At 67.6% G+C, this 20998-nt stretch carries 21 protein-coding genes; 8 read left to right on the top strand and 13 right to left on the bottom strand.

Going from position 1 to position 20998, the window contains the following annotated elements; genetic code table 11:
• Positions 1-8: 8 nt before the first annotated feature.
• From QHF83_RS00615 to QHF83_RS00585, 7 genes are all read right to left on the bottom strand, one after another.
• Positions 9-692, bottom strand: a complete 684-nt coding sequence (locus QHF83_RS00615; protein ID WP_282415753.1) for a TetR/AcrR family transcriptional regulator — start codon at positions 690-692, stop codon at positions 9-11.
• A 17-nt stretch (positions 693-709) separates the two neighbouring features.
• Positions 710-1096 (bottom strand): DCC1-like thiol-disulfide oxidoreductase family protein, encoded by a 387-nt coding sequence (locus QHF83_RS00610; RefSeq protein WP_282415752.1) that lies wholly within the window; start codon positions 1094-1096, stop codon positions 710-712.
• 37 nt (positions 1097-1133) lie between these two features.
• Positions 1134-1559, bottom strand: a complete 426-nt coding sequence (locus tag QHF83_RS00605; protein WP_282415751.1) for a hypothetical protein — start codon at positions 1557-1559, stop codon at positions 1134-1136.
• 218 nt (positions 1560-1777) lie between these two features.
• Complete coding sequence (locus tag QHF83_RS00600) at positions 1778-2281, bottom strand: peptidylprolyl isomerase (protein ID WP_282415750.1); 504 nt, start codon at positions 2279-2281, stop codon at positions 1778-1780.
• 39 nt (positions 2282-2320) lie between these two features.
• On the bottom strand, positions 2321-3202 hold the full coding sequence (locus QHF83_RS00595; protein ID WP_282415749.1) for a hypothetical protein: 882 nt from the start codon (positions 3200-3202) through the stop codon (positions 2321-2323).
• Positions 3202-5175, bottom strand: a complete 1974-nt coding sequence (locus QHF83_RS00590; RefSeq protein WP_282415748.1) for a c-type cytochrome — start codon at positions 5173-5175, stop codon at positions 3202-3204. The genes QHF83_RS00595 and QHF83_RS00590 overlap by 1 nt, the downstream gene beginning before the upstream one ends.
• A 91-nt stretch (positions 5176-5266) precedes the next feature.
• Entirely contained in the window at positions 5267-5914 is a 648-nt protein-coding gene (locus QHF83_RS00585) for a hypothetical protein (protein WP_282415747.1), read from the bottom strand.
• Positions 5915-5979: 65 nt separating this feature from the next.
• Between QHF83_RS00585 and QHF83_RS00580 the strand changes: the two genes are divergently transcribed.
• Both QHF83_RS00580 and QHF83_RS00575 read left to right on the top strand, forming a co-directional pair.
• A complete protein-coding gene (locus QHF83_RS00580; protein ID WP_282415746.1) occupies positions 5980-7131 on the top strand; it encodes a fatty acid desaturase in 1152 nt (383 codons plus the stop codon).
• 36 nt (positions 7132-7167) lie between these two features.
• Positions 7168-7545, top strand: a complete 378-nt coding sequence (locus QHF83_RS00575) for a hypothetical protein (RefSeq protein ID WP_282415745.1) — start codon at positions 7168-7170, stop codon at positions 7543-7545.
• A 9-nt stretch (positions 7546-7554) separates the two neighbouring features.
• On the opposite strand, the gene QHF83_RS00570 is transcribed toward QHF83_RS00575, so the two are convergent.
• Both QHF83_RS00570 and QHF83_RS00565 read right to left on the bottom strand, forming a co-directional pair.
• On the bottom strand, positions 7555-8262 hold the full coding sequence (locus QHF83_RS00570; protein WP_282415744.1) for an enoyl-CoA hydratase/isomerase family protein: 708 nt from the start codon (positions 8260-8262) through the stop codon (positions 7555-7557).
• Positions 8259-8981 carry a hypothetical protein gene (locus QHF83_RS00565; protein WP_282415743.1) on the bottom strand — a complete coding sequence of 241 codons (723 nt, stop codon included), beginning with the start codon at positions 8979-8981 and terminating at the stop codon, positions 8259-8261. The genes QHF83_RS00570 and QHF83_RS00565 overlap by 4 nt, the downstream gene beginning before the upstream one ends.
• Before the next feature lie 114 nt (positions 8982-9095).
• Between QHF83_RS00565 and QHF83_RS00560 the strand changes: the two genes are divergently transcribed.
• Positions 9096-11048: a hypothetical protein gene (locus QHF83_RS00560; RefSeq protein WP_282415742.1), complete on the top strand. Its 1953-nt coding sequence runs from the start codon at positions 9096-9098 to the stop codon at positions 11046-11048.
• 1 nt (position 11049) lies between these two features.
• Here QHF83_RS00560 and QHF83_RS00555 read toward each other — a convergent pair whose 3' ends face one another.
• Both QHF83_RS00555 and QHF83_RS00550 read right to left on the bottom strand, forming a co-directional pair.
• Positions 11050-12306 carry an NAD(P)/FAD-dependent oxidoreductase gene (locus QHF83_RS00555; protein WP_282415741.1) on the bottom strand — a complete coding sequence of 419 codons (1257 nt, stop codon included), beginning with the start codon at positions 12304-12306 and terminating at the stop codon, positions 11050-11052.
• 42 nt (positions 12307-12348) lie between these two features.
• Positions 12349-12909, bottom strand: a complete 561-nt coding sequence (locus QHF83_RS00550) for a 3'-5' exonuclease (RefSeq protein WP_282415740.1) — start codon at positions 12907-12909, stop codon at positions 12349-12351.
• 253 nt (positions 12910-13162) lie between these two features.
• Between QHF83_RS00550 and QHF83_RS00545 the strand changes: the two genes are divergently transcribed.
• Both QHF83_RS00545 and QHF83_RS00540 read left to right on the top strand, forming a co-directional pair.
• Positions 13163-14467 (top strand): hypothetical protein, encoded by a 1305-nt coding sequence (locus QHF83_RS00545; RefSeq protein WP_282415739.1) that lies wholly within the window; start codon positions 13163-13165, stop codon positions 14465-14467.
• A gap of 28 nt (positions 14468-14495) precedes the next feature.
• Positions 14496-14987, top strand: a complete 492-nt coding sequence (locus tag QHF83_RS00540) for an LEA type 2 family protein (protein WP_282415738.1) — start codon at positions 14496-14498, stop codon at positions 14985-14987.
• Between the two features lies 1 nt (position 14988).
• On the opposite strand, the gene QHF83_RS00535 is transcribed toward QHF83_RS00540, so the two are convergent.
• Positions 14989-16920 carry a hypothetical protein gene (locus QHF83_RS00535; protein ID WP_282415737.1) on the bottom strand — a complete coding sequence of 644 codons (1932 nt, stop codon included), beginning with the start codon at positions 16918-16920 and terminating at the stop codon, positions 14989-14991.
• Positions 16921-16980: 60 nt separating this feature from the next.
• On the opposite strand from QHF83_RS00535, the gene QHF83_RS00530 reads away from it, so the two are divergent.
• Entirely contained in the window at positions 16981-17589 is a 609-nt protein-coding gene (locus QHF83_RS00530) for a hypothetical protein (RefSeq protein WP_282415736.1), read from the top strand.
• Positions 17590-17954: 365 nt separating this feature from the next.
• Positions 17955-18512, top strand: a complete 558-nt coding sequence (locus QHF83_RS00525; RefSeq protein ID WP_282415735.1) for a hypothetical protein — start codon at positions 17955-17957, stop codon at positions 18510-18512.
• A gap of 27 nt (positions 18513-18539) precedes the next feature.
• Here QHF83_RS00525 and QHF83_RS00520 read toward each other — a convergent pair whose 3' ends face one another.
• Positions 18540-19400, bottom strand: coding sequence for a PEGA domain-containing protein (locus tag QHF83_RS00520; protein WP_282415734.1), 861 nt, complete (start codon positions 19398-19400; stop codon positions 18540-18542).
• A gap of 864 nt (positions 19401-20264) precedes the next feature.
• Here QHF83_RS00520 and QHF83_RS00515 point away from each other — a divergent pair.
• Positions 20265-20744, top strand: coding sequence for a hypothetical protein (locus QHF83_RS00515; RefSeq protein WP_282415733.1), 480 nt, complete (start codon positions 20265-20267; stop codon positions 20742-20744).
• Positions 20745-20998: the final 254 nt, after the last annotated feature.

Genomic DNA, 20998 nt, shown 5'->3' with positions numbered 1-20998 from the left:
TCAATCCGTCATTTCTTTGCCGTGAAGAGCCCCGCATTCTCGAGGAGCGCCGTGATCTCGGCGCGCATCGGCCCGAGCATGGGCGACGCGAGCAGCGGCGCGATCCTGCAGACGAGGTCGAGCGAGCCGTCCACGAGCGCGCGGGTCTTCACCTGGTCGTCGGAGGTGTCGTTCACGAAGTAAAGGAGCAAGCCGAGGTGCAGCGTCCAGAGCGCCTGCGCGAAGAGGGGCCGCGTATCCTCGGGGATCGATTCGTCCTGCCCGATCACGTCGGCGAAAGTGGCGATGGCCTGGCGCCGCACGCTTTCGGTCTCCGCGCTGAAGACCGAGGTCGGCTCGTCCGCGCCGAGCGTGCTCCGCAGAATGGCCCGGAGGAGCTTGCGGTCCTCCTTCAGCATGTCGATCTTCGCGTGCATCACGGCTCCGAGCCTCGACCGCAGATCGGGCAGGCGTTCGAGGGCCTCGCGCGACGCCTCCGCGTGCGCGTCCTGCTGGCGCGCGTAATACGCGAGCACGAGGGCCTCCTTCGAGGGAAACCAGTAATACGCAGCGCCGAGCGAGAGGCCCGCGGCGGCGGCGATGTCGCGCATCGTGGTCCCGTCGAACCCTTTTTCGCGAAAGAGCCCGAGCGCGGTCGAGAGGATGTGCTCGCGGCTCGCCTCGCCGCTCGGACGGCGCTTGCGGGTGGTCATCGGTAATGCTCTCCCGCCTACCGTACCCGGCAGCTCCCGCCGGGGCAATCGTCCGGCGCGATCCACGCGGCGATCGTGCGGCGCTTGCTCGAGAGCGCGTGGAAGAACCGCTCCGCGAGCGGAGCGAACGACGGTCCGGACAGGCGGTACGACCAGGGCCGCCATTCCACGAGCGCCCACAGGCAGAGCAGGAATGCGGCCGCGCCCGCCCAGACGTCGCCGTCGTCGCTCACCACGACGAGCTCCTCGCCGAGCCATGGCACCCCGACATATCGCCGTTTTGCCTCGTCGCTGCTGCAGGCGAGGAGCTCCAGCTCGACATACGCCTCCTGGGTGAGGAGCCAGTCGCGGCAACGCACGCAGAGCGCGCAGGTCTCGTCGAAAAGAACCGTGAGACGTTTCATGGGAAAACCTCCGCCTCGTCTGTCGCGGCAGGCATTTTCACTCGACGCCCGCGCGGACCATCTTGAGCTGGGGGACGACCGGGGGCGGCAGCACGGCCATCTGGGCGCGGCGGCGCATGCGGTGGAAGAGGTACACGTTGAAGAAATGGATCACGCCGAGCGACAGGAGCAAAAGCCCGAGCTTGGCGGCGAGAATCTCGATGGCCGAGATGACGTCCGTCGCGCGCTCCGCCTTCATGATGAGGCACGCGTATCCGAAATTGAGCAGGTAGAAGCCGACGACGAGCAGTCGATTCACGGCCTCGGCCATTCCGGGGTTGTCCTTGAAGACGTCCGCAAGGAACACCGCGCCGCTGCGGAACAAGGTCCGCGCGAGCCCCACCGTCAGCCCCACGCTGGTCAGCGCATACGCCGCATATACCGGGACCAGATACGACGCCGCATTCATCATCGTGCTCTCCATGGCGTTTTCCTCCTACACGTCGGCCTCCGGAGCCCTCCGGCAAGACCGAGTTTGAACATGTTCAGATGATGGGTGCAGACGCGGCGCCGGTCAAGAGCAAATCTGAACACGTTCAGACACTCTTGCAACATAGTGAAACCATTCGGTTTCGTGCGGAAGCGACGCGAGAGGGTGTGGGTGGTTGTGCGACAGAGTCGCCGAGCGGCGAAGGCGGGGACTCAGCGGACGCGGGCGGAGTTGAGCACGACGGGCTCGAGCGGCGCGTCCTTCGAGAACGGGCCTTGCGCGCCCGTCTCTTGCGAGACGATGCGGTCGACGACGTCCATGCCGGACGTCACCTGGCCGAACACGGTATACCCCCAGCCGGAGCTGGTCTTCGCGGTATGGTCGAGGAACGCGTTGTCGGCGACGTTCACGAAAAACTGCGCCGTCGCCGAATCCGGGTCGCTCGTGCGCGCCATGGCGACGGTGCCGCGCGTGTTCTTGCGACCGTTGTCGGCTTCGTTCTTGACGGGCTTGCGCGTGGACTTCTTTTCGTACGTCGCGTCGTATCCCCCGCCCTGCGCCATGAAGCCCGGGATGACGCGGTGGAAGATGGTCCCGTCGTAGTGCCCTTCGTTGACATACTGAAGGAAATTCTCGACGGTCTGCGGCGCGGCCTGGGGATCGAGGGTGATCTCGAAGGAGCCGTGGTTCGTTTCGAAGTGGACGACCTTGGACATGAAGCGGACCCTATCACGGCCCCCGCACCCGCCGAAAGCCTACAAAGGCAGGATGTTCACGGCGCGTGTGGCCAGGACGATCGTGGGCTCGTCCTCGCCCACGGCGAAGCTCGTCTCGATGCGGAGCTCGACGTCGGCCACCGGGAGCGCCCGCGGAACGACGCGGTTCCACGAGCGGATGCTCCCTTCCTCGATACGCGCCCGCAAGCTGCCGGAGGTGCCGGGGCCAAGAGGGAGCTCGAGGTGCTCCATCAAATACGTCCAGTATCGAAATCCGCCGGTGGCGCTGGAGCTCATGGCCGTGGGGATGACGACGTGGAGGGTTTCGCTCTGCGCGGGGGAGCAGCGCGCGCAATGCGTGCGGTAGGTATATGCGAGGCCGCCCGCGAGCGGCTTTACGGTTGTCTGATACCGCCGGAGCGCGAGGCCCTTGCAGGTTTTCCCATCGAGCCAGGCCTCGACGACCGTGTACCGCGGTCCCTCCGGGCGCGACGCTTCGAGCAAATACGTATCCACGCCCCGCGGCTCGCCCGTGTCGGGCCCGCACGCCATGGCGATCGGCGAGGCGTCGTCCGATTGGAGATAACGGAGCCACTGATGCGCCTGGTGGCTGTCGGGGTGATAGAGGTTCCGGATCCGCACGACGGCAGCATGGCCGTGCTCGTTGGTCAAACGCGGCCGGGGCAAACCACTCCAGTCGGCCGCGGGGCGCGAACGCTCGCTGTCGGGCAGCGGGTTGGGTGCGCCGATCGTATCGAACTGCTCGGTCACCCAGGCGACGTCAGGCTCCGCTTCGATGCTCGGAATCTCGGCGAGACGAAGCTCCTCGAATCGATAAGGCACCTCGGCCTTGGCCGGATTCACGGCCGAGCCGAGCGAACACGCGAGGGCGAGGGCCGGAAAAACATGGCTCGTTTTCATCACAGATCCTCCAGGTACGCCTCGAGCGCACGGAGCTCGTCGTCGGAGAGAGAGCCGGTGTGGCCCATGGTGCCGTCCACGCCCCGCAAAAGATCGCCGAGCGTGGCATAACGACCGTCGTGAAAATAAGGCGCCGTTCCCCCGACGAACCGGAGGGAGGGCGTATCGAAGGGGATGTGGTACGGCGAGCGCGCGACGTCGTACGCCGAGCGGTCGGTGCCGCCGCCCGGATGGCAGGTGGCGCAGCCCTGTCGCGGATCGTCGAAGAGCTCGCGTCCGCGGGCGACGAGCACGCGCCGCGCCTCGTCGGGCTCGACGCGCACGGGCGCGGGCATCACCTTCAAGTAAGCAATGAGCGCGTCGAGGTCGGCGAAATCGGCGCCACTGAAGACGCCGCGCCCCGCGAGGCGCTTCATCGTGCGGCCGACGTGGTGGCGGAGCGCGATGGTCTCGCCGCGCCAGCCAAAAGGCGCGCCCTCGTTCATGCGGCCCGCGAGCATGATCGTCTGGTGCCGCCCCTCGGGCGTCTGCCAGGTGATGCCGTCCTCGCGCCCATCGATATGGCAGCTCGCGCAGGCGCGGCCGTCGCCCGAGATGCGCGGGTCGTTCGTCGCGTGAAACAGGATGCGCCCGCGCGCCTCGACGGACCCGAGGCCGGGAGGCAATTCCTTCGAGACGACGATCTCCGCAGCGGGCTTGGTGGCGGCGCCTTCGTGCAGGTCGAGCACGCTCACCGTGGCGGCGAACTGGGACCACACGACGGCGCGCTCGCGGCCGGGCTCGGCCGCGATGCCCATGGGTCCGGCGGGGACGCGAAATCGACGACGCTCGAAATGCATGGGGTCGCGCGCGCGGGCGTCGAGCTCGAGGACGGCGTCGACGCCGAGGCAGCCGAGGAGGAGGCGATCGCCGGCGAGCGCGGCGGCGCGCGGCAGGGTGCAGGCCTTTTCGGGGCCACCGGCGCGTTCGAGGCCGCCGAGGACCGAGAGGTGCCGACCGAGCAAAGATTCGCTCGTGGTATCGACGACGGCGACGAGCGGCGCGGCGGCGAGGAATCGCGAGCCGTACGTCTCGGTGGAGATGCTGCCCGCATCCTGGTCGACGCTTACCATCGGGGCGAGCAATCGCGTCACGTGCTCGGGGTTCGTCCCGACGAGCGCGGACAGGACGAATCCTTGACCCGTGTGGCGAGAGGAGTTTTCCCCGTTGTGCCGACGTAGATCGACGGACCTACGGGCGTGGAGCGGATCTTCGAGGTCGACGATCGAGATCTGGTCGCCGACGGCGTGGGAGACGAAGGCGCGGCGGCCCGAGGGCTCGACGTAGACGGCGCGGGGCTCGCGCGGCAAAGCCACGGCGTAGCGCGGTTCGAGGGTGTCGCCCGCGAATGCGGTGAGCGCGTGGCCCCAGCCGCTCGTCACGAAGAGGGTGGATTCGTTCGGCGTGACGAAGAGGCCGATCGGTTCGCTCGGCGTTCGGGCTTCGCAAAGGGGCGCGAGCCCTTGTTCGGGCGCGGGCGCGGGTTCGAGAAGGGTGATGCGATTGGCGTCACGCAGCGAGACGACGACCCTTCCATCCGCGAGAACGACGAGCTGTGAAGGCGCGCCGCCGAGGGGCGTCGTCGCGAGGACGGCCCGGCTGTCGACGTCTACCGTGTGAAGAGCGCGGCGATCGGCGTCGGCGACGTAGGCGATCGTTCGATCGGCCAGCCGGGCGAGGGCAATGGTACTGCTTTGACGAACGGGCGATTCAGGGAGGGCGACGGCATCGGAATGGCGCCGCGCGCAGGGGTTTGGCAATGGCCTGGTGTCGCTCTGCGCGGGAGACGTCGCTGCCGCCCCGAGGGCGCGTGCCCCATGTGCAGCAGACGCTCGTGGGGGCTTCGGCGCGGCGGCGCGCGGGGCGCTCGTGCACGCGCCGGCGAACGCGGCCACCAGAGCGGCGATCCATGCGAGGCGGGAGCGAGGCGACATGGCGGAGGCCCTGTACGCCCGCCCCGGCCCTTCCTATTCCTGCCCTACCTGGATAAGGCGCCCCCGCGGGCACCCCGTTCGTCCCGGGATCTCAAGCCTTCCGGGGGTAGCGGATGAACACGAGGTGGTTATGCCCGTCGCTCCCCCGAGAGCTCGGAATCTTCACCTGCTTGCCGCGGAGCAGATCCTCGAAATCGGCCGCGGTGACCGTCACCGAATGCTCGTGCCCCGCGAGGCCCTGGATGTCGTAGGTCCGCTCGACCTTCGCCTGGACGTGCGCGTCCGGAATGACGAACTCGTGCTCGTCCTTGCCGGCGACCTCGATCTCGCAGGCACTCACGCGCTCGGGCGGGTCGACCGCCGGCGCGCATTCGAGCAAGAGCCTGTGGATGTGTCCGCCCTCTCGACTCGATGCGAGGCGCACGATTTGCCTTGCGCCGATCTTCTTGAAATCGGCGGCCGTGAGCGTGATCGTGTGCCGGTGGCCGGACGTCCCCGTGAGGTCGAACGTTTTGTCGACACCCGCGAGCACGTCGGCGATGGCGATCGTGAACGCGTGCCCGTGGTTTCGCCCGATCCGCGCGACGAGCCGCTCGCAGACGGCCGTTTTCTCCGGCGCCTTCCCCGGCGGAGGCGTCTCCCAGTTGCCGTGCCCGTCACAGGCGTGCGCTTCGCGTGAGAAAGAAAGTGGGGTCACCGCGAGTGCCACGCCGACCTTCAGCACGCCTCTCCGCTTCATGGCCGCGCGAGTTTACGGCGCTTTCCGTCCGGAGGGAAGGATGCTAGAGCGAGTCGCCCGACGCCATGCAAAAGCCCCTTCCTTTCGACCTCTCCAAGATCGACCTCGAAGCATTCCACGCGGACATCAAGGCCTTGCGACGCGAGATCGACGACGCGCTCGGAGAGGACGATCTGCGGCACCTCTACAAGCTCGAACGCTGGGGGCGCACGTGCACCGCGCTCGGTTTGCTCACCGCGGGCCTCGCGCCGAACCCCGCGAGCGCATTGCTCCTCGGCCTCGGCCGATCGACGCGATGGATCCTCATGCATCACATTGGTCATCGCGGTTACGACAAGGTGCCAGGCGTGCCCGCGCGGTACACGAGCAAGGTCTTCGCGCGCGGAAAGCGGCGGTTTCTTGACTGGTGCGATTGGATTTTACCGGAGGCGTGGATTTACGAGCACAACGTCCTGCACCACTCCTACACGGGCGAGCTCGACGATCGAGATCTCGTCGAGCGCAACACCGAGGGGCTGCGCGAACATTCCATGCCGGTGCGTTACGGGCTCCTGGGGCTCCTCGCGCTCACCTGGCGCGCCTCGTATTATGCGCCGAGCACGCTGGAGGTGTATCGCGCGCGCCACGCCGAGCGGGATGGCAAGGACCCGTCGAAAGAGGGCGAGACGCGGGAACTCTGGCTCAAATGTTATCTGCCCTATGCGGCGGTCCATTTCGGGGTCATGCCGCTCTGTTATCTCCCGCTCGGCCCCTGGGGCGTCTTCAGCGCGTTCTGCAATTCGCTGATGGCCGAGGTGGTCACGAACGTGCACACGTTCTGCGTCATCGTTCCGAACCACACGGGTGACGACCTCTACCGCTTCGACGATCGCCCGGCCTCGCGCGCGGAGTTTTTCGTGCGGCAGGTGATCGGCTCGACGAATTTCAAGACGGGCGGCGACCTCGTCGATTCTGCGCACCTCTGGCTCAATTACCAGATCGAGCACCACCTCTTCCCGGACATCCCGATGCTCAAATACCAAGAGGTGCAGCCGAAGGTGAAAGCGCTCTGCGAGAAGTACGGAATCCCCTACGTGCAAGAGAGCGTCTTTTCGCGGGTGAAGAAGATGGTCGACATCGCGGTCGGAAAGACGTCGATGCGTCGCGGCGTCACGCGCGCGGAGCCGGAGAAGACCGTCCGCCCGGCGTCCGTCCCCGCGGCGATGCCCGCGATCTGAGACCCAAAGCCCGAGGGCCTTCCGTGTCCATGCGGCATGCGACGTTCCCTGCTCCTCGCCTCGTTCTCGCTCTTCCTCGCCGTGGGCTGCGGCGCCTCGCGAGCCCCGGAGCCCGCCGCGGCGACGCAAACCGGGCAAACCTTCGCCGACGCCGTGAAGCTCATGTGCGAGGTCGACCAGCGCGCCGGCCTCACCGCGGAGGAGGATCCACTCGCGATCGGGCAGCAACGGACGGCGTGGCTCGCCGATCACATCGAGAATCCCGATGGAATCGAGTTTCGTACGCTGGTCAGCGTGAAGGGCCCCGAGGAGCAGGCGCAGATGATCCGCGCGAAGGCGAAGGAGATCGGGATCGAGAAGTGCCCGCTCGCCGATTCGATCGAAGCGACGTCGGCAGGCGGGCTCTCGCCTTGAGAAGCGCGTTCAGCGCTTGAGGGCGGCCATGATCTTCGAATGCACGATGGCGGGATCCCAGGAGGTGAGCATCCCATCGATGGCGCGAGGGTGATCGGCCTCGGGATACAGGCTGTCCGCCGTTCCCCGCAGATCCTGCTTGGTCTGCGTATAAACCGCCGCGGGGTGCTTCGCGAGCTCCGCGAGACGCTTTAGCCCGACCTCGTACGGGTCGTCGGCCACCTCGTCGACGAGGCCGAGACGCAGGGCGTTTTCGGGATTGAAGAGGCCCGCGCCGAGGAGGATTTCGTCGATGTGCTGGGGCGGGAGACGACGCCTCAGAATCGCCAGGATCCGCGGCGGAAAACGAAGCCCGAGCGCGGTCTCGTTGAGGCCGATCTTCGCCGTGGGCTTGCTCGTGGCGATACGAACGTCGCAACAAGCGGCGAGCACCGAGCCGCCGGCGATGGCGTGCCCGTTGAGGACGGCGATCGTCGGTCCCGGATAAAGATAAAGGGTCGTCATGCAATGCTCGAGCAGGCGCAGGAATGCGACCATGCCGCCGGGATCGAGCATCAGGACCTCCTTCAAGTCGAGCCCCGCGGAGAGTGCGTCGCCCTCCCCCGTGAGCAGGACGGGCGCGCCGGCGGCCTTGTCGAGCCCTTCGAGGACGTGGCGCATCATGGCGCTCGAAAGCGCGTTTTTCCCGGGTCCCGACAGCTTGATGATCTCGGTCATCGTGTCTTCCTTTGCGAGGGTCGCGTCGCGTGCGCCTTGCTGGCCTTCGCGCGTGGCGCTTTCTTCGTCGTCTCGAGTTTCTTCGCCGCCTGCGTCTTCGCGCCTCGATCCGGGCTCGTCGGCGGCGCCGCGCGCGTGGGCTCCGCGCCGTGGTCCGGCGGCGGTGGGCGCGTGGCCTTCGGCTTCGGCGCGGGCTTCGGGGGCGGCGCGAGCTTCGCGACGAGCTCCTTGTAGTAATCGAGCACGATACGCGTCTTCGGGCCCGGCTCGCAGAATCGGCCGCGCTCGGGATCGCCGTACCCCTGATAGCCCGAGAGCCAGCGCTCGGCCTTCGTGCTGCCGGTCCTCACCTTGCAGAATTCCATGTTGGCCGCGATGATCGCGCCCATGCGCCGGAGGTTCGTCGCGCCGTCGAGCAGCGAATCCTTCACGCGCTGACAAGCCTCGCTCGGCGCGTTCACGGGATCCGCGTCGTCGCGGCAGGCGCCTGCGAACCGGGCGCGCACCTGTCCGAGGCCATGATCCTCTCCGTCGGCCGAGACGAGCGTGGGGCGCCACTGCGTCTCGAAATGCACGATGGCCACGGCGATGAGCGGATCGAAGCCACGCGCCGCCGCGACCTCGGCGAGGACCCGGGCATAACGATTCGCCTCGTCCTTCGGCATCCCCGGCCTCGAAAGGAGCATGCCTGCGACGAGGACGGCGATGGGTCGAATCAAGGATCTTCCTTCCGCTGTGACAGGGTCCGAGGTGAGTGGCACGTGCTCCGCGGTTGGGCCAAGAAGGTTGCGACGAGCCGCCGCGCGCCCTCGGATCTCGTGTATCCTCGCAGCATGCGACCTCGCCAAAGGCACTTTTTCCTCTTCGCCCTCGGCCTCGCCGTCCTCGGCGCGGCCGCCTCTGCTTGCTCCGATACGCAGGGCACCGGCACCGGGCCCGGCGGCGCGAACGAAGACGCGGGCCCGGACGCGCCCGCGGCCGTGTCGCTCCGCATCGATCCACCCGCGACCACCGTCACGCTCGATCTCTCGGGCACGGCCCCCGCCATCCCGCACCGCGCTTATGCGAAGCGTGAAGGCGAGCCCGAGGTCGATGTCACGAGCGAGGTCGAATGGTTCGTGGGAAACCCCGCGCTCGCGGACGTCGTGGGCGGCAACGTTTCAGTCAAAGGGCTCGGCGGCAAATCGAAGGTCTTCGCGACGTACGACGGCGTGACAGCCGAGGCGTCGCTCACGCTGACGCTCCGCGGCGACGTCTTCCTCCCGGGCACGGATCCCTCGACGAAGGCCGCGTTCGACGCCGCCGCGGCCGATCCGGATCCCGCGAATGCGCCGGCCCTCGAATACCCCGAGGACGGCGTCGTGCTGCCGGCGAACCTGCCGCCGATCGAGGCGCAATGGGCGCCGGGCGGCGATAGCAGCGTGTATCGCGTCCGTGTCACGAGCCCCGACATCCTCGACCTCACGCTTTACACGACCGGACGCGAGCTCGCCTTCCCCGCCGACGTCTGGACGAAGATCGCACAGTCGAGCCCGGACGTCGCGGTGAGCCTCGCGGTCGACGGGCTCGGATCGAATGGCATGGTCCGCGCCGGCAGCCCGCGCTCGCTCACGGTCGCCTCCGATGGGATCGACGAGAGCGCGATTTACGTGTGGCAATCGTCGACGGGCAGCTTCCGCGTGCTCGACATCATCAAGGGCACGGACGTCCCGCTGCCGACGAACAGCCCCGCGCTCTCGCCCGGTCAGCCCTGCTCCGGCTGCCACCGCATCTCGCGCGACGGCAAGCGCTTCGCGTACAGCTTCGACGGCGGCAATTTCAACTTCGGCGCGCTCGCCTACGACGAGGCCCAGAAGCTTTATGCATCGACGATCTCGCCGAGCCCCGCCGTCCGCGGGACGTACGCCGCGTTCAACCCGCTCGAAGAAAAGACGCGGCCCGCGATGCTCTTCACGGCGCCGGACAACGTCCCGCAAAACACGCCGGGCACGGTGCGGCTCTTGCTCGTCGATCCGGACACGAACGAGCCGATTCCGAACAACCTCGCCGAGGCCATCGGAGAGCTCCCGACCGCCGTCGGACACGCGACGCTGATGCCGGACTGGTCGCCGGGCGGCGATTTCGTGGTGTTCACGGCGTACGACAGCAACTCGAATTACGTGCGCCTCCTCGGCGACGACACGGTGCTCGGCTCGATCGTCCAGATGTCCGTGCAATACATGGCCGACGGCTCGTTCCAGTTCGGCACGCCGGAGGTGCTCGTGGCCGCGCCCCCCGCCGCGGGGACGAACCCGGATACGGGCGAGAACAACGTGCTGCCGAGCATCTCGCCCGACGGGTCGGTCGTCTCGTTCACGCGGGCGAACGGGTGGTGGTCGATCAAGACGCAACAATCGCTGATCAACCTGTCGGGCCGCATCGCGCTCGTGCGGCGGAGCGACAAGACCGTGCTCGAGCTGAAGCGGGGCGCGTCGAACGGCCCGGACCAGGTCTGGAGCAGCACGTGGTCGCAATGGGCGCCGACGGTCGGCAAGAAATGGGTTTGGTTGGCCTATGCGTCGGAGCGGCCCTACGGGCACAAGCTGACGCCGCAGAACAGCACGTGCTCGCTCGTGCAGGGGCAGAAGCAATGCAAGCAGCTCTGGATCACCGCGCTGGATCGGGAAAAACTCGCGGCGGGGACGGAGGATCCGAGCCAGCCGGCGTTCTGGATCCCGGGTCAGAGCATCACGGCGCAATACGTGAGCCCGCAGTGGACGGTGGCGGTGATCGACTCGCCGAAGTGAATCAAGCGCCGGCGCCGAGCCGCGGCAGGGGATCGGGCGCCGGCAGCGCGATCGGCGCTTCGATCCCGATTCCCTGCGCGATCCCGCACATGCTGCGCACCATCAGGCGGCGGAGGAAGGGCACGGCCGTGGCGATAGGAAACCCGAAATCGCGCAGCCAGCCGAGCGGCGCGAGGTCGCTCTGGAAGAACGGGGTGAGCCAGCGCGTGACGAACTGGTAATAATCGAGGTGGGAGCGGCGGGCGCGCGAATACGCGTCGAGCGCGATGGGCAAGGATTCGTGCGCCGCGAGCTCCTCCGCAAGGACCATCGCGTCCCAGAGCGCGAGGTTCGCCCCCTGGCCGAGCTGCGGGCTCATCGCGTGCGCCGCGTCGCCGAGGTACACGACGCGATCGTCGTTCCACGGATACATCGAGACGTCGTGATATCGCGCGAAGAGCACCTCGTCGGCGGCATTGATCTGATCGAGCACCGGCTCCGCGGCCGGCGCGAGCGCGCGCACCTCGCTCTTCCATGCGTCGAGCCCGGCGGCGCGCCACGCGTCGTGCCCGGCGGCCGGGAGGCTATAAAAGAGGCTGATCTTGTTTGTGGCCGGCCCCTCGCCCGGGCCGAATCCCGTCGGTAACAGGCCCACCATGCGCTCGGTCCCGCGCACGACCTGCGCGAGCTCGCCCCGGAACGCGCCGCCCGGGTCCTCTCCGACGAACCACAACGCGCCCCACGGATAGGGACGAATGCGCTTGCGAATGCAGGTATCGTCGCGGAGCTGCGAGCGCGCGCCGTCGGCGACGACGCAGACCGCGTGCGGCCCGAGGCGCTCGCCCTCGGGCGTGAGGAAATACAATCCGCGGCCTTTGCCGACATTCTCCAGGCTCTCGACGGTCACGCCGAGGCGCAAGCTCACGTTCGCCGCACGGACGGCGCGAAAGAGATGTTCGAAGAGCACGCCGCGGTGGAGGCCATACCCGACGTGATTGCCGGGGACGTCGCCATAACGAAGGTCGAAGAGCTGCCGTCCGTCCGTCGTGCGGCAGACCATTCGGGTGATGGGCGTGCAGCGGGCGAGCACGGCTTCGCGCAGGCCGAGGACGCCGAGCACGGCTTGCCCCGTGGGCTGGAGCATGACGCCCGCGCCGACGGGGCCCGGCTCGACCACGCGCTCGTAGACCGTGACCCGATGCCCCGCCCGCGAGAGAAGAAGGGCCGCGGCGCTCCCCGCGGTGCCGCAGCCGATGATGCCGACGTCGATGGGTTTCATGCCGCGCGCAGCATGAAAGAGGATGCCATGGCGCGGTGCGTGTCAAGCGCGTTCTTTTGCGTCCCGGAGCACGTACGGCAGGATCCGCGCGATGTTTCGCGCGTCGTCGATGCCGCGGTGGTGCGTACCCTGAAACGATGAACCGAGCTTGCGGAGCGCCTGGCCGACGCCAATCTCGCGGCCGTCGTTGTGTCTTCGCGCGAAGGCGGCCTTGAGGTTCCAGTGATCCTTGCCGAGCGGGAGGCGAATGCCGTGGCGACGCGCGTCGCGCTCGAGCTGATTGCGGTCGTAGTTGCCCCACGAGCAGAAGAGCGCGGCGTCGCGGCCGAGGAAGTCGCGCAGCTTCGCCATCGCGGCGGGGAAACGCGGCGCGGCGTCGACGTCGGCCTGCGTGATGGTGGTGAGCTTCGTGCAGAACGGCGTGAGGCGCGGGTGGCGGATCGGCCGCACGAAGGTCTGCATCTCGCGTACGCTCGTGAGCGTCGCGGCCTCGACGAGCACGGCGCCGATCTCGATGATCTCGGTCTCCTCGCGCGGGATCGATCCGTCCTCGGAGCACGTCGCTTCGAGGTCGATGACGAGGTAATGGCTGGGGGAAGTCATCGGTGTCTCCTGTTCTCTTTTTTGGGCAGTTTGACGGAGACCCCCACCGAAGCGCCCGGACACGATCCCGGACATCGGCTACCCTGACCGCAAGGGGCCGGCCCAATCCATCCCGGCGCCCCGGGTCCATCCTGCCCATGAAACGCGACCTCGCTCCCGCTCTGCTCGCCCTCTGGGGCGTGGCCCTTGCGTGCCTCGCCGTGCTCGACGCCGCCGATTACGAGGCGCTCTGGGCCTCCTTCGGGTGGCGCTGATGGCCCTTTGGATAGCGTTGCTGGACATCTCGCCGTGGGATGTGGAGCAGCTCCTCGACGCGAGGCCCTTCGGCCCGGTCGCATTCTTCGCGCTCTGCGCCTCGGTGCTCGCCTCGCTCGCGTTCGTCGTCGCGGCGCTCTTCGCGTGGCGGAGCGGCGCCACGAGGGCCACGCGGGTGCTCGGGCTCCTCACCTTCGGCACGTTCGCGCTCGGCGCCTTCGCCACGTCGCGCGTCCTCACGGAGGCGCACGCCTTGATCCTCCCGGTCGAGCCGACGATCCCCTTGGGAAAGGTAGGATGGGCGTGGGGGAAGGCTTTCGAGGATATCCACGCGGCCTGGCTCGTCCTCGGCCTCGCGCTCGTGCCGATTGCGGGGTTTTCGGGCGTGGCCCTCGCCGTCCTCGCGCGACGCGCGGGCGGGCTGCGGCCCTTCGCCGTCGCGGGGGCCCTTGCCTGCGCGCTCGGCCTCGTGACGGGCGTGGGCATCAAGCACCACTTCGATACGACGCACGTGCGCATCGGGTTGTTCTGCGGCACGACCGAGGATCGGGACAAATGCATTCTCGATTTGCAGCAGGAGGGGCGAGGCGTATCGTCGATCGCCCGCGTGGTGATCCTGGCGCTGGCGACGCTCGGCAGCGGGCTCCTCGTCGCCGTTTCGCGACGCAACGAAAAGGCCCCGGCGCGCGACCCCGAAGGGACGTTGTCCCTCGGCGCCGCGGTGTTCGCATTCGGGCTCGCGGGATGGGCCGGAGCGCGGGGAATGGCCCACGATGCACGCCATCCGCTGCCGCTTCCGACGAAGGACGGTGTATATTGCTCCGAAGGGAGGAGCCCCGCGGCCACCTCGCTTCCCCCTGCCGGGCGGTGTGACGGGACCGACGACGCACCGGAGGTGGCGATCGACGCAGAAGGGATCTGGATCGACGGCCTGCGCGTGGCGGATGTCGCGGAGCTCCTGGTGGTCCTGGAGAACAAACGAAAGCTGTTCGCGATGGTCCAGCAAAAGGAGCTCGTGGATCCGCTCGTGGTGGTCGCGGCGGCCGCGGAGACGCCGATGACGCGCGTATTGCCCGTCATCTCGGCCGTGCAGAACGATTACCGCGGGCACGTCGCAATCCTCGAAGCCCACCCCGAGCGAAGCGTCGCGACGGCGACGCTCGGAGAGGTCGAGCTGCGGCGTCGCTGCTGCCAAAGCAAGCTGCGGATGGCCCCGAACGGCGCACCCCTTTCGAGCCACGCGACCTGGGGCGACGTGGCGCGCGCGGCGAGCGAGGGAGCTTTTTTCCGCCTGGAGCCGTGAACCTGATCTATCCTGGTCCCGGCAAACGATGACGAAGCTCCCCACGCACCTGCTCCTCGTCACGGCCCTCGGCCTCGGCGCCGCGGGTTGCGCCGCGGAAAAACCGACGTTGCGGCTGCACCATGCCGAGCTGCGCTCGGCGTCGTTGCGGGGCGTCGGGCTCGACGTGTACCTGACCGTCGACAACCCGAACTCGTTCGACATCGAGATCCGCAATGTGCGCGTGACGGTGACGTTCGCGGAGAGGTACGCGCTGCCGTCGATCGATTACAGCCCGAACCAGTGGCTCGCCGCGGGCCAATCGACGATCGTGCGCGTGCCGGTGGCGATCCCTTTCACGCTGGTGCCCGGCGTGGTCGACGAGGCGCGGAGGTCGCCGACGTTGCGGTATACGGTGAAAGGGAGCGCGGATGTGACGGCCGTGCGGGCGCTCGGGGTGGAGAAGGACAATTATCCGATCGACGAGGCGGGGGCGCTCGGGCGGGAGGATTTGCTGGGGGCGGCGGGGATTTCGTTTTGAATCACCGCATCCGAAACGCATCCGCCAGCGTGCGCGCGTCGAGCCGGCCTTCGGCCTCGATGTAGGCGAGCTGCTTGCGGAGCGGATCCAGCGACGGATCCGGATTGCCCCGCGTCGCGCCGACGAGCGCCGCCACGACCTCGAAGCCCGAGGATCGCTGGGCGTAGAGGCCGAGCACGTTGCGCGCGTGGTAATCGATCATCGCCGCCTCCCAGGCCCGGTCGAGGCCCGCCGCGCGCGCCTCCTCGCTCAATGCGGCGAGCGTCTCGCCCGCCTCGCGTTGCCCCTCCCAGAGGCGAAATGCGACGCCGCGGAACACGCGATAGGCCCGGACGAATTGCAGCACGGCGGAAGAGGCATTCGGCGGGGCTTCGAGGTCGAAATTCGTGGCCCAGGGCCGCAGGTGGTCGTGCGCGTGAAAGACCTCGTGCATCACGTCGACCTGGTCACGCAGCGACAGCGTCGTCGTGGCCTCGATGGCGCGGGCGCGGGTTTCGGGGAAAAGCACGAGCGCGCCGAGCGCATTCACGCGCCCCCAGCTCTCCCGCGGCGAGCGCAGCGTGAGGTCGAGGACCACGTCGCCGCCGCCCTTCAAGAAGAGGAGGATCCAGCTCCGGCCCGCATATTCGGTCTCGATGCGCCTCGCGACCCGCGCGCCTTCCTCGCTCGACCAGCGTATCGCGGCGAGCGCCTTTTCGCCCGCCTCCCGGGCCTGTTTGCCCGTGGCGACGGCGGCATTGGCGAGGCGTCGCTCGCCCGCGAGGGTGAAATCGGTCCCGGCGACCTCTCCGAGCGCGGCGAGGCACGAGAGGCTCATGAGCCGATCCGCTTCGTCGGCCTGCGGGCTCTTCGCGAGGTCCTGGGCCACGCGCAGGAGAAACGCCTCGCGTTCGAGGCGCTGGGGCCTCGGCGTGGGATAGGGTTCGAGCGCGACGCCCTGCTCGACCTCGATCGTCGGCGGGCTGAGCGAGGCCATCCGGAGGAAATAGGCGCAATGGCGCGCCCCCTCGGCGGCGAAGCTCGGATCTTCGAGGACATCGCCCGGCTCGCCCGGTTGTTTCACGGCGCGTACGGCATAAAGCGGGAGCGTGCCGGGGTAGACGTCGGCATTCGGCGGAAACCCGGCGGAGAGGGAGGGGCGCGAGGGGGCGGGATCGGCGGGATCGGCGGATGCAGGTGGGGCCGCCTCTTTGCCGGCGCCCCCGCCCCCGCCGGGAGCGACGGGAATGGGTGGCGCGAGGCCGTGCACGCGGGCGTAGACCTCGACGAGCTCGTCGGGCGGGACGCGGCTGCCGCCCGGGGTCGCGGGCGTGCCGGCCATGAGGTCGTGCTCCTCTTTGCCATGGATCGCAATGGGCGCGAGGTGCGCGACGCCGTCGGCCATGGGCTTTCCATAAAAGCGCAAGGCGACCTCCGCGCGCCTGCCCGCGTCGAACACGGCGGCGACGACGAGCTGCGCGACTTGCTCGCAGGACCCACCGCCGTCGAGGAGCGCATCGGCCATGCGTCCGCCCGGTTGTCCGTAGTATTTGATGTCCTCGAAGGCCCAGGGCACGGCGAGCGTGACGGGGTCCCCCTCGCGGAGGGCTTGACGCAATCGGGAGAGCCGATCTTCGTACCGGATGAGGGCCTCGGCCACGTCGAGCTCCTCGCCGGCCTCTTCGGCGTCGATGCGATTTGCTTCGAGGAGGAATCGGCCGAGCGCGAGGCGTCCCTTCTTGCGGTCGCTCCTGGCGGACTCGACGAGCTTTCGCCGGGCCTCCTGCGTGCGCTCTTTCCGCGCGAGGGCGTCGGCGATGGAGGTGAGGGGCGAGGTCGCATGCGACGCGGCGATCGTCCGGGGCGCCTCGGGCGCGCGCGGGGCGCCGTAGCGGAGGAAAAGCGCGTGCCCGAGGACCGAGAGGATCACGGTGCAGAGGGCGCGGCGGGACATCCAGCGGGTAGAGTAACCGGACGGGGCGAGAAGTTCCCGGAGATCTGGGGGTGGGGCCGCATGGGACGGGCAGAGCGAGGGATCAGAACCGTTGGCAAGATCAATGAAGTGACCAAATGCCTGGGGCTCGCCCTCGGGTTGGGCTTTGTCTTCACACCGCTCGGCTGTGGGAGCAGCCCTATGGGGAACCCGCGGCCCAGCCATCACGGTTCGCACGATGGCCCGTCGGTCCCTGCGGCGACTGTCGCGCAGCTCGAGGACTGCGCCGAGCATGGCGCGGCGCGGCTGACGGATACGCACTACGCCATCATGTTCGACGTCGACCTGGCGGCGGACGGTCAGGTCGACAAGGTCAAGGTCAGGGAGTCGTTGATCAACGACCGGGAGATCGTGTCCTGCATGGAGGATGCGCTCCACGGCATGTCGTTGCCTGGGGTCGTCACCTCGCTGCGTTCCTCGGGGCCGGTCTACGGCGGCAGCGTCTCCACGGACGGACGGGCTCCCGTGGGCCACCCCGCGGCCGCGGCGGCCGGCGCCGCCGTGAACCTGGTTCCGATCTTGATCGTCGCCGCCGGGGTGACGATCGTCCGTGGCCGTCACGGTGCATGTCGCGGAGGAGGCGGTCGAGGCGGCCGGTCGGCGGCGCGCGGTGGAGAGGCGATGCTATGAACTTCAGGAGGAGTGTCTAGAGAATCCGGGGCAACCCGAGGATAACAAGAAAATTTATGGAGAGAGGAAGGATTGCCGAGGCTGTTTGCGCGAGTGCTTGCGGGAAAGCGTTTGGCCTGCGGAGAGGTGTCCGCGCCCTGGCCATCGCCCCAACTGAGCCGCATGCGGTGGTGAACTCTGTCCAGGAGTGAAGCGTCATGCAGTCTCCCAGTGAGAATCCTCAGCTTTGCTCGTTCTGCAGGAAGCGGGAGGCGACACAGTCCTACACGTGTGCAGGGCGCACGGATTGCGTGTGCGCTACCTGCCTCGACCGGCTGGAGGTGCAAGAGGCATTTGAATACAAATGCCTCGACATCGATAAATTGATGAACGACGAGCGTTACGACGAAGCGCTTGCATGCCTGGATGCGTTCGAGCAAATGAATCGCTCTCGTGATCACGATGGTTGGCTGGCCCGAAGCGCCGCGTCGGAGCGCGAGTTCATCCTCCACGAAGCCGGCAGGTACGAGGAAGCGCTGCAAGCCGCGGATGTCGCGGCGCAGCTCGGATGCGAGAACGTCACGTATCGATGGTCGAACGGCAGCGCAAAGGCGCTCAGCTTGCAAGCACTCGGGAGGCACCGGGAGGCCCTGGCGGCTTTCGAGGCGGCGTTCAGCCATCAGGATCCGAGATATGCATCCGCCATTCCCTATTACTTGCCCCGGCTCGTCGAGCTTTCGGAGAACGTGGGCCAGCCGGTCGATGAAAAATGGCGGCGCGTCGCCGAAGCAGGGGCCGAGGACTTTGCCGTCGAGATGCCCGTCCGGGACTCCCTCGGAGAGAGCATGCGCGCGCTCGCGGAGATGACCCAAGAAATGCCGTCGAAGAGGGAGAGGGAGTGGAAAGCAACCCACGGCGGCGGAGCCGGCGGCGACGCACCGTAAATCGACCGCGGCTTCGCCACGGAGCCCTTACGGCAGCGCGCCGGTGACCTGAACACCGCCCGCGCCCTTGGCGAACTGGGGCGTGATGATGACATTCGGGGGAGGCGGCTCGGGACGACTGGCGATGCCGACGGACATCCCGATCACGCCCAGCCCGAGGAGCATTCCTCCAGCAGCGGCGACCCCCGTCCATGTTGCTGCGCTCGACTTCGACTCCGCGTTGTTCACGAAGACGAGACCCGTCGCGAGCCCCCCGACCCCCAAGCCCATGGTGACCCCGCTGGCGATCATGAGGTTTCGAGGCCACGTGGGCTGGTCGTCCTTCGACGCTTTCGATATGTTCGCGTGGATCGAAATGTTCATCGGGGTCGCCGGGAACGCTACATAGTGACTTTGGATCCGCCGCTGCATCGCGATACTGAGAGTCTTCTCCTCTCCCGCCTGGACCTCCACGCTCGTTTCATAAAAATAGTAATCATCGGCAATCGCTTTGACATGATGCTTTCCGGGCTCGACGTAAATCACCTCGGAGGAGGGCCAATCCCTCACTTGCTCACCATCCACGGTGATGCGAGCGCCGGGGATGTTGACGCGCGGGAGAATCGCCCCGACCCGAGCTTTTACCGCCATGAAGACGGCGCGCACTTCCTCGTCCGTATGCACGGTCCTGTCTTGAACGTGGCTGAACATCAGGACCTCGCCCAGGTTCCGAGCTGCCGGCAAGAAGAGCCCCATCCGAGCCTGCGCAAATCCCAGCTCGGCTTGAACGTCCGAGAGGGGCTGATAGTCGTAGGCGGTCTGGTACTCATCGAGCGCCTCCTGCATCTTCCCTTCCTTTTCGAGCCTCTGAGCTTCCCGCAGGTGCTTCTGCGACGTCGGCGGGAACATCGCGAGGGATCGAGCGGAAGCGTACGACGTGTACGGGATCTTGATGGGCTCGGGAGCTGGAGCTGGAGGATCCGCCGCCAGAGCCGCCGACGAGACCGATACCGCGAAAAGAACGGTGCCTGCGAGGTGTACGTGCTTCATGAGAACAAGCCTAGCCCCTGGATCATCGGTCGGTCAAGACGAACCTTTTCCTCGGACGAACCCTACGTGTTCGCGGGCAAACCCGTGGTTCGTCCTGGTCCAACGCTCTCGCTCCGCGTCGTTCCCGTCGTTCCCACTCGAGTACCCATTGACGATCCCGTCGAAGCGCAGTGTCCCATTCGCGTGAGCGTCCAGCATGCCACCACCGCTTCACCCCTCCCCCATCCCGGTCACGACCCTCCTCCAAGAGGGTCACATCCCTCCCCCCAGGGGGTCGCATCCGTCTTCCGGACATGTCCGGACAAATCCGGACAAATCCGGACAAATCTCTGGACATGTCCGGTCCCTGGGCGCGCCCTGTCCGAACTCGCCTCCCGAGGGTCCCGACCCTCCCGCGGGTGGGTACGACTCACCTCGGAGACAGGTGGACCCGTCGCCGGCCCCACGTCGATCTCACTCGATAGAGGCTCGAAATCATTCACGAAGATGGCTTCGTCCCGCCGCGCCGCCAGGGCCTACCGGAGCCCGGCAGGGTCCCCCATTCTCGCCCTCGAAGACGCACCCGTCGTGGAGACAGGAGCGCCCCTCTTTGCAACGGTCCTCACTCACCTCCAACGCTGGCACTCCCCTTGCTGATAGGTGCCGCGACCGCGACGCAACCGACGTCGAGGCCACATTCGAGCAACCACCACCCTTCCTCCGAGGAAGAGGAGACCCATCATCATGAGTGACCCCAAGCATCCCAAGGCCGGCGACCGCACCATGGACCTCAGCGACATCCCGCTCGTGGACATCACGCCCGATCACGTGGCCCACTTGAGCAAGCTCCGCGAAGGGCACGCGGGGGCCATCGCCGCCGTGCTCACGGCAGCCGCGGCAGCGCGGCAGCGGGCCGGGTTGAGCGAGGTGGAGGTCGCCGAGCTCAACGCGAACTGGGCTGCCTACGAGCAGATCGAGGAGGTGCTGCCGGCCGTCGAAAAGCTCCTCGAGCTGCTCCACGAGACGCGCCTCGTGCGAGGGCACGAGATCGCATATCGCCTCGGCGAGATGGCGCATCAGGTGCGGCGTCGGGCCGATCGGTCCGCGAACGGCGCAGAGGTGGCGGGGCCGTTCGAAGCGCTGCTCGATTACCACTTCGCCACGGGGCAGAAGTCCGCGGCGGCGCGCGAGAAGAACAAGAAGGAGGCCGAGGCGCCCGTCTGAGCATTGGTCTCATCTGGGAGCCGCTGCGCTGGGGCGTTGCCCCAGGCCCCACCGGGGCTATCCGCCCCTGGACCCGGACCAGCGCAAGCGCTGGACCTTTGGTCGATGAACTGCGCGATGCGCAGTTCATCGAACGGGCCGAGGAAAGACCGGCGAGCCCCCTGCCCATCAAGACAGCCGCGCTGCCCTTTCGATTGGCAACGCGATCCAACGGGCCCGTTGGAAGAACTGCGCGGAGCGCAGTTCTTCCACCT

The organism is Polyangium sp. 15x6 (genome assembly GCF_029960785.1).
In the GTDB taxonomy this organism is placed as follows: Bacteria; Myxococcota_A; Polyangia; order Polyangiales; family Polyangiaceae; genus Polyangium.
Note: the sequence above shows the minus strand (reverse complement) of the source record. Positions and strands in the feature narration are given on the sequence as shown.

Excerpts from the sequence above, each read along its gene's own strand:
- QHF83_RS00615 (WP_282415753.1), bottom strand. The coding sequence starts at position 692 with ATGACCACCCGCAAGCGCCGTCCGAGCGGCGAGGCGAGCCGCGAGCAC.
- QHF83_RS00610 (WP_282415752.1), bottom strand. The coding sequence starts at position 1,096 with ATGAAACGTCTCACGGTTCTTTTCGACGAGACCTGCGCGCTCTGCGTG.
- QHF83_RS00605 (WP_282415751.1), bottom strand. The coding sequence starts at position 1,559 with ATGGAGAGCACGATGATGAATGCGGCGTCGTATCTGGTCCCGGTATAT.
- QHF83_RS00600 (WP_282415750.1), bottom strand. The coding sequence starts at position 2,281 with ATGTCCAAGGTCGTCCACTTCGAAACGAACCACGGCTCCTTCGAGATC.
- QHF83_RS00595 (WP_282415749.1), bottom strand. The coding sequence starts at position 3,202 with ATGAAAACGAGCCATGTTTTTCCGGCCCTCGCCCTCGCGTGTTCGCTC.
- QHF83_RS00590 (WP_282415748.1), bottom strand. The coding sequence starts at position 5,175 with ATGTCGCCTCGCTCCCGCCTCGCATGGATCGCCGCTCTGGTGGCCGCG.
- QHF83_RS00585 (WP_282415747.1), bottom strand. The coding sequence starts at position 5,914 with ATGAAGCGGAGAGGCGTGCTGAAGGTCGGCGTGGCACTCGCGGTGACC.
- QHF83_RS00580 (WP_282415746.1), top strand. The coding sequence starts at position 5,980 with ATGCAAAAGCCCCTTCCTTTCGACCTCTCCAAGATCGACCTCGAAGCA.
- QHF83_RS00575 (WP_282415745.1), top strand. The coding sequence starts at position 7,168 with ATGCGACGTTCCCTGCTCCTCGCCTCGTTCTCGCTCTTCCTCGCCGTG.
- QHF83_RS00570 (WP_282415744.1), bottom strand. The coding sequence starts at position 8,262 with ATGACCGAGATCATCAAGCTGTCGGGACCCGGGAAAAACGCGCTTTCG.
- QHF83_RS00560 (WP_282415742.1), top strand. The coding sequence starts at position 9,096 with ATGCGACCTCGCCAAAGGCACTTTTTCCTCTTCGCCCTCGGCCTCGCC.
- QHF83_RS00555 (WP_282415741.1), bottom strand. The coding sequence starts at position 12,306 with ATGAAACCCATCGACGTCGGCATCATCGGCTGCGGCACCGCGGGGAGC.
- QHF83_RS00550 (WP_282415740.1), bottom strand. The coding sequence starts at position 12,909 with ATGACTTCCCCCAGCCATTACCTCGTCATCGACCTCGAAGCGACGTGC.
- QHF83_RS00545 (WP_282415739.1), top strand. The coding sequence starts at position 13,163 with ATGGCCCTTTGGATAGCGTTGCTGGACATCTCGCCGTGGGATGTGGAG.
- QHF83_RS00540 (WP_282415738.1), top strand. The coding sequence starts at position 14,496 with ATGACGAAGCTCCCCACGCACCTGCTCCTCGTCACGGCCCTCGGCCTC.
- QHF83_RS00535 (WP_282415737.1), bottom strand. The coding sequence starts at position 16,920 with ATGTCCCGCCGCGCCCTCTGCACCGTGATCCTCTCGGTCCTCGGGCAC.
- QHF83_RS00530 (WP_282415736.1), top strand. The coding sequence starts at position 16,981 with ATGGGACGGGCAGAGCGAGGGATCAGAACCGTTGGCAAGATCAATGAA.
- QHF83_RS00525 (WP_282415735.1), top strand. The coding sequence starts at position 17,955 with ATGAACGACGAGCGTTACGACGAAGCGCTTGCATGCCTGGATGCGTTC.
- QHF83_RS00520 (WP_282415734.1), bottom strand. The coding sequence starts at position 19,400 with ATGTTCCCGCCGACGTCGCAGAAGCACCTGCGGGAAGCTCAGAGGCTC.
- QHF83_RS00515 (WP_282415733.1), top strand. The coding sequence starts at position 20,265 with ATGAGTGACCCCAAGCATCCCAAGGCCGGCGACCGCACCATGGACCTC.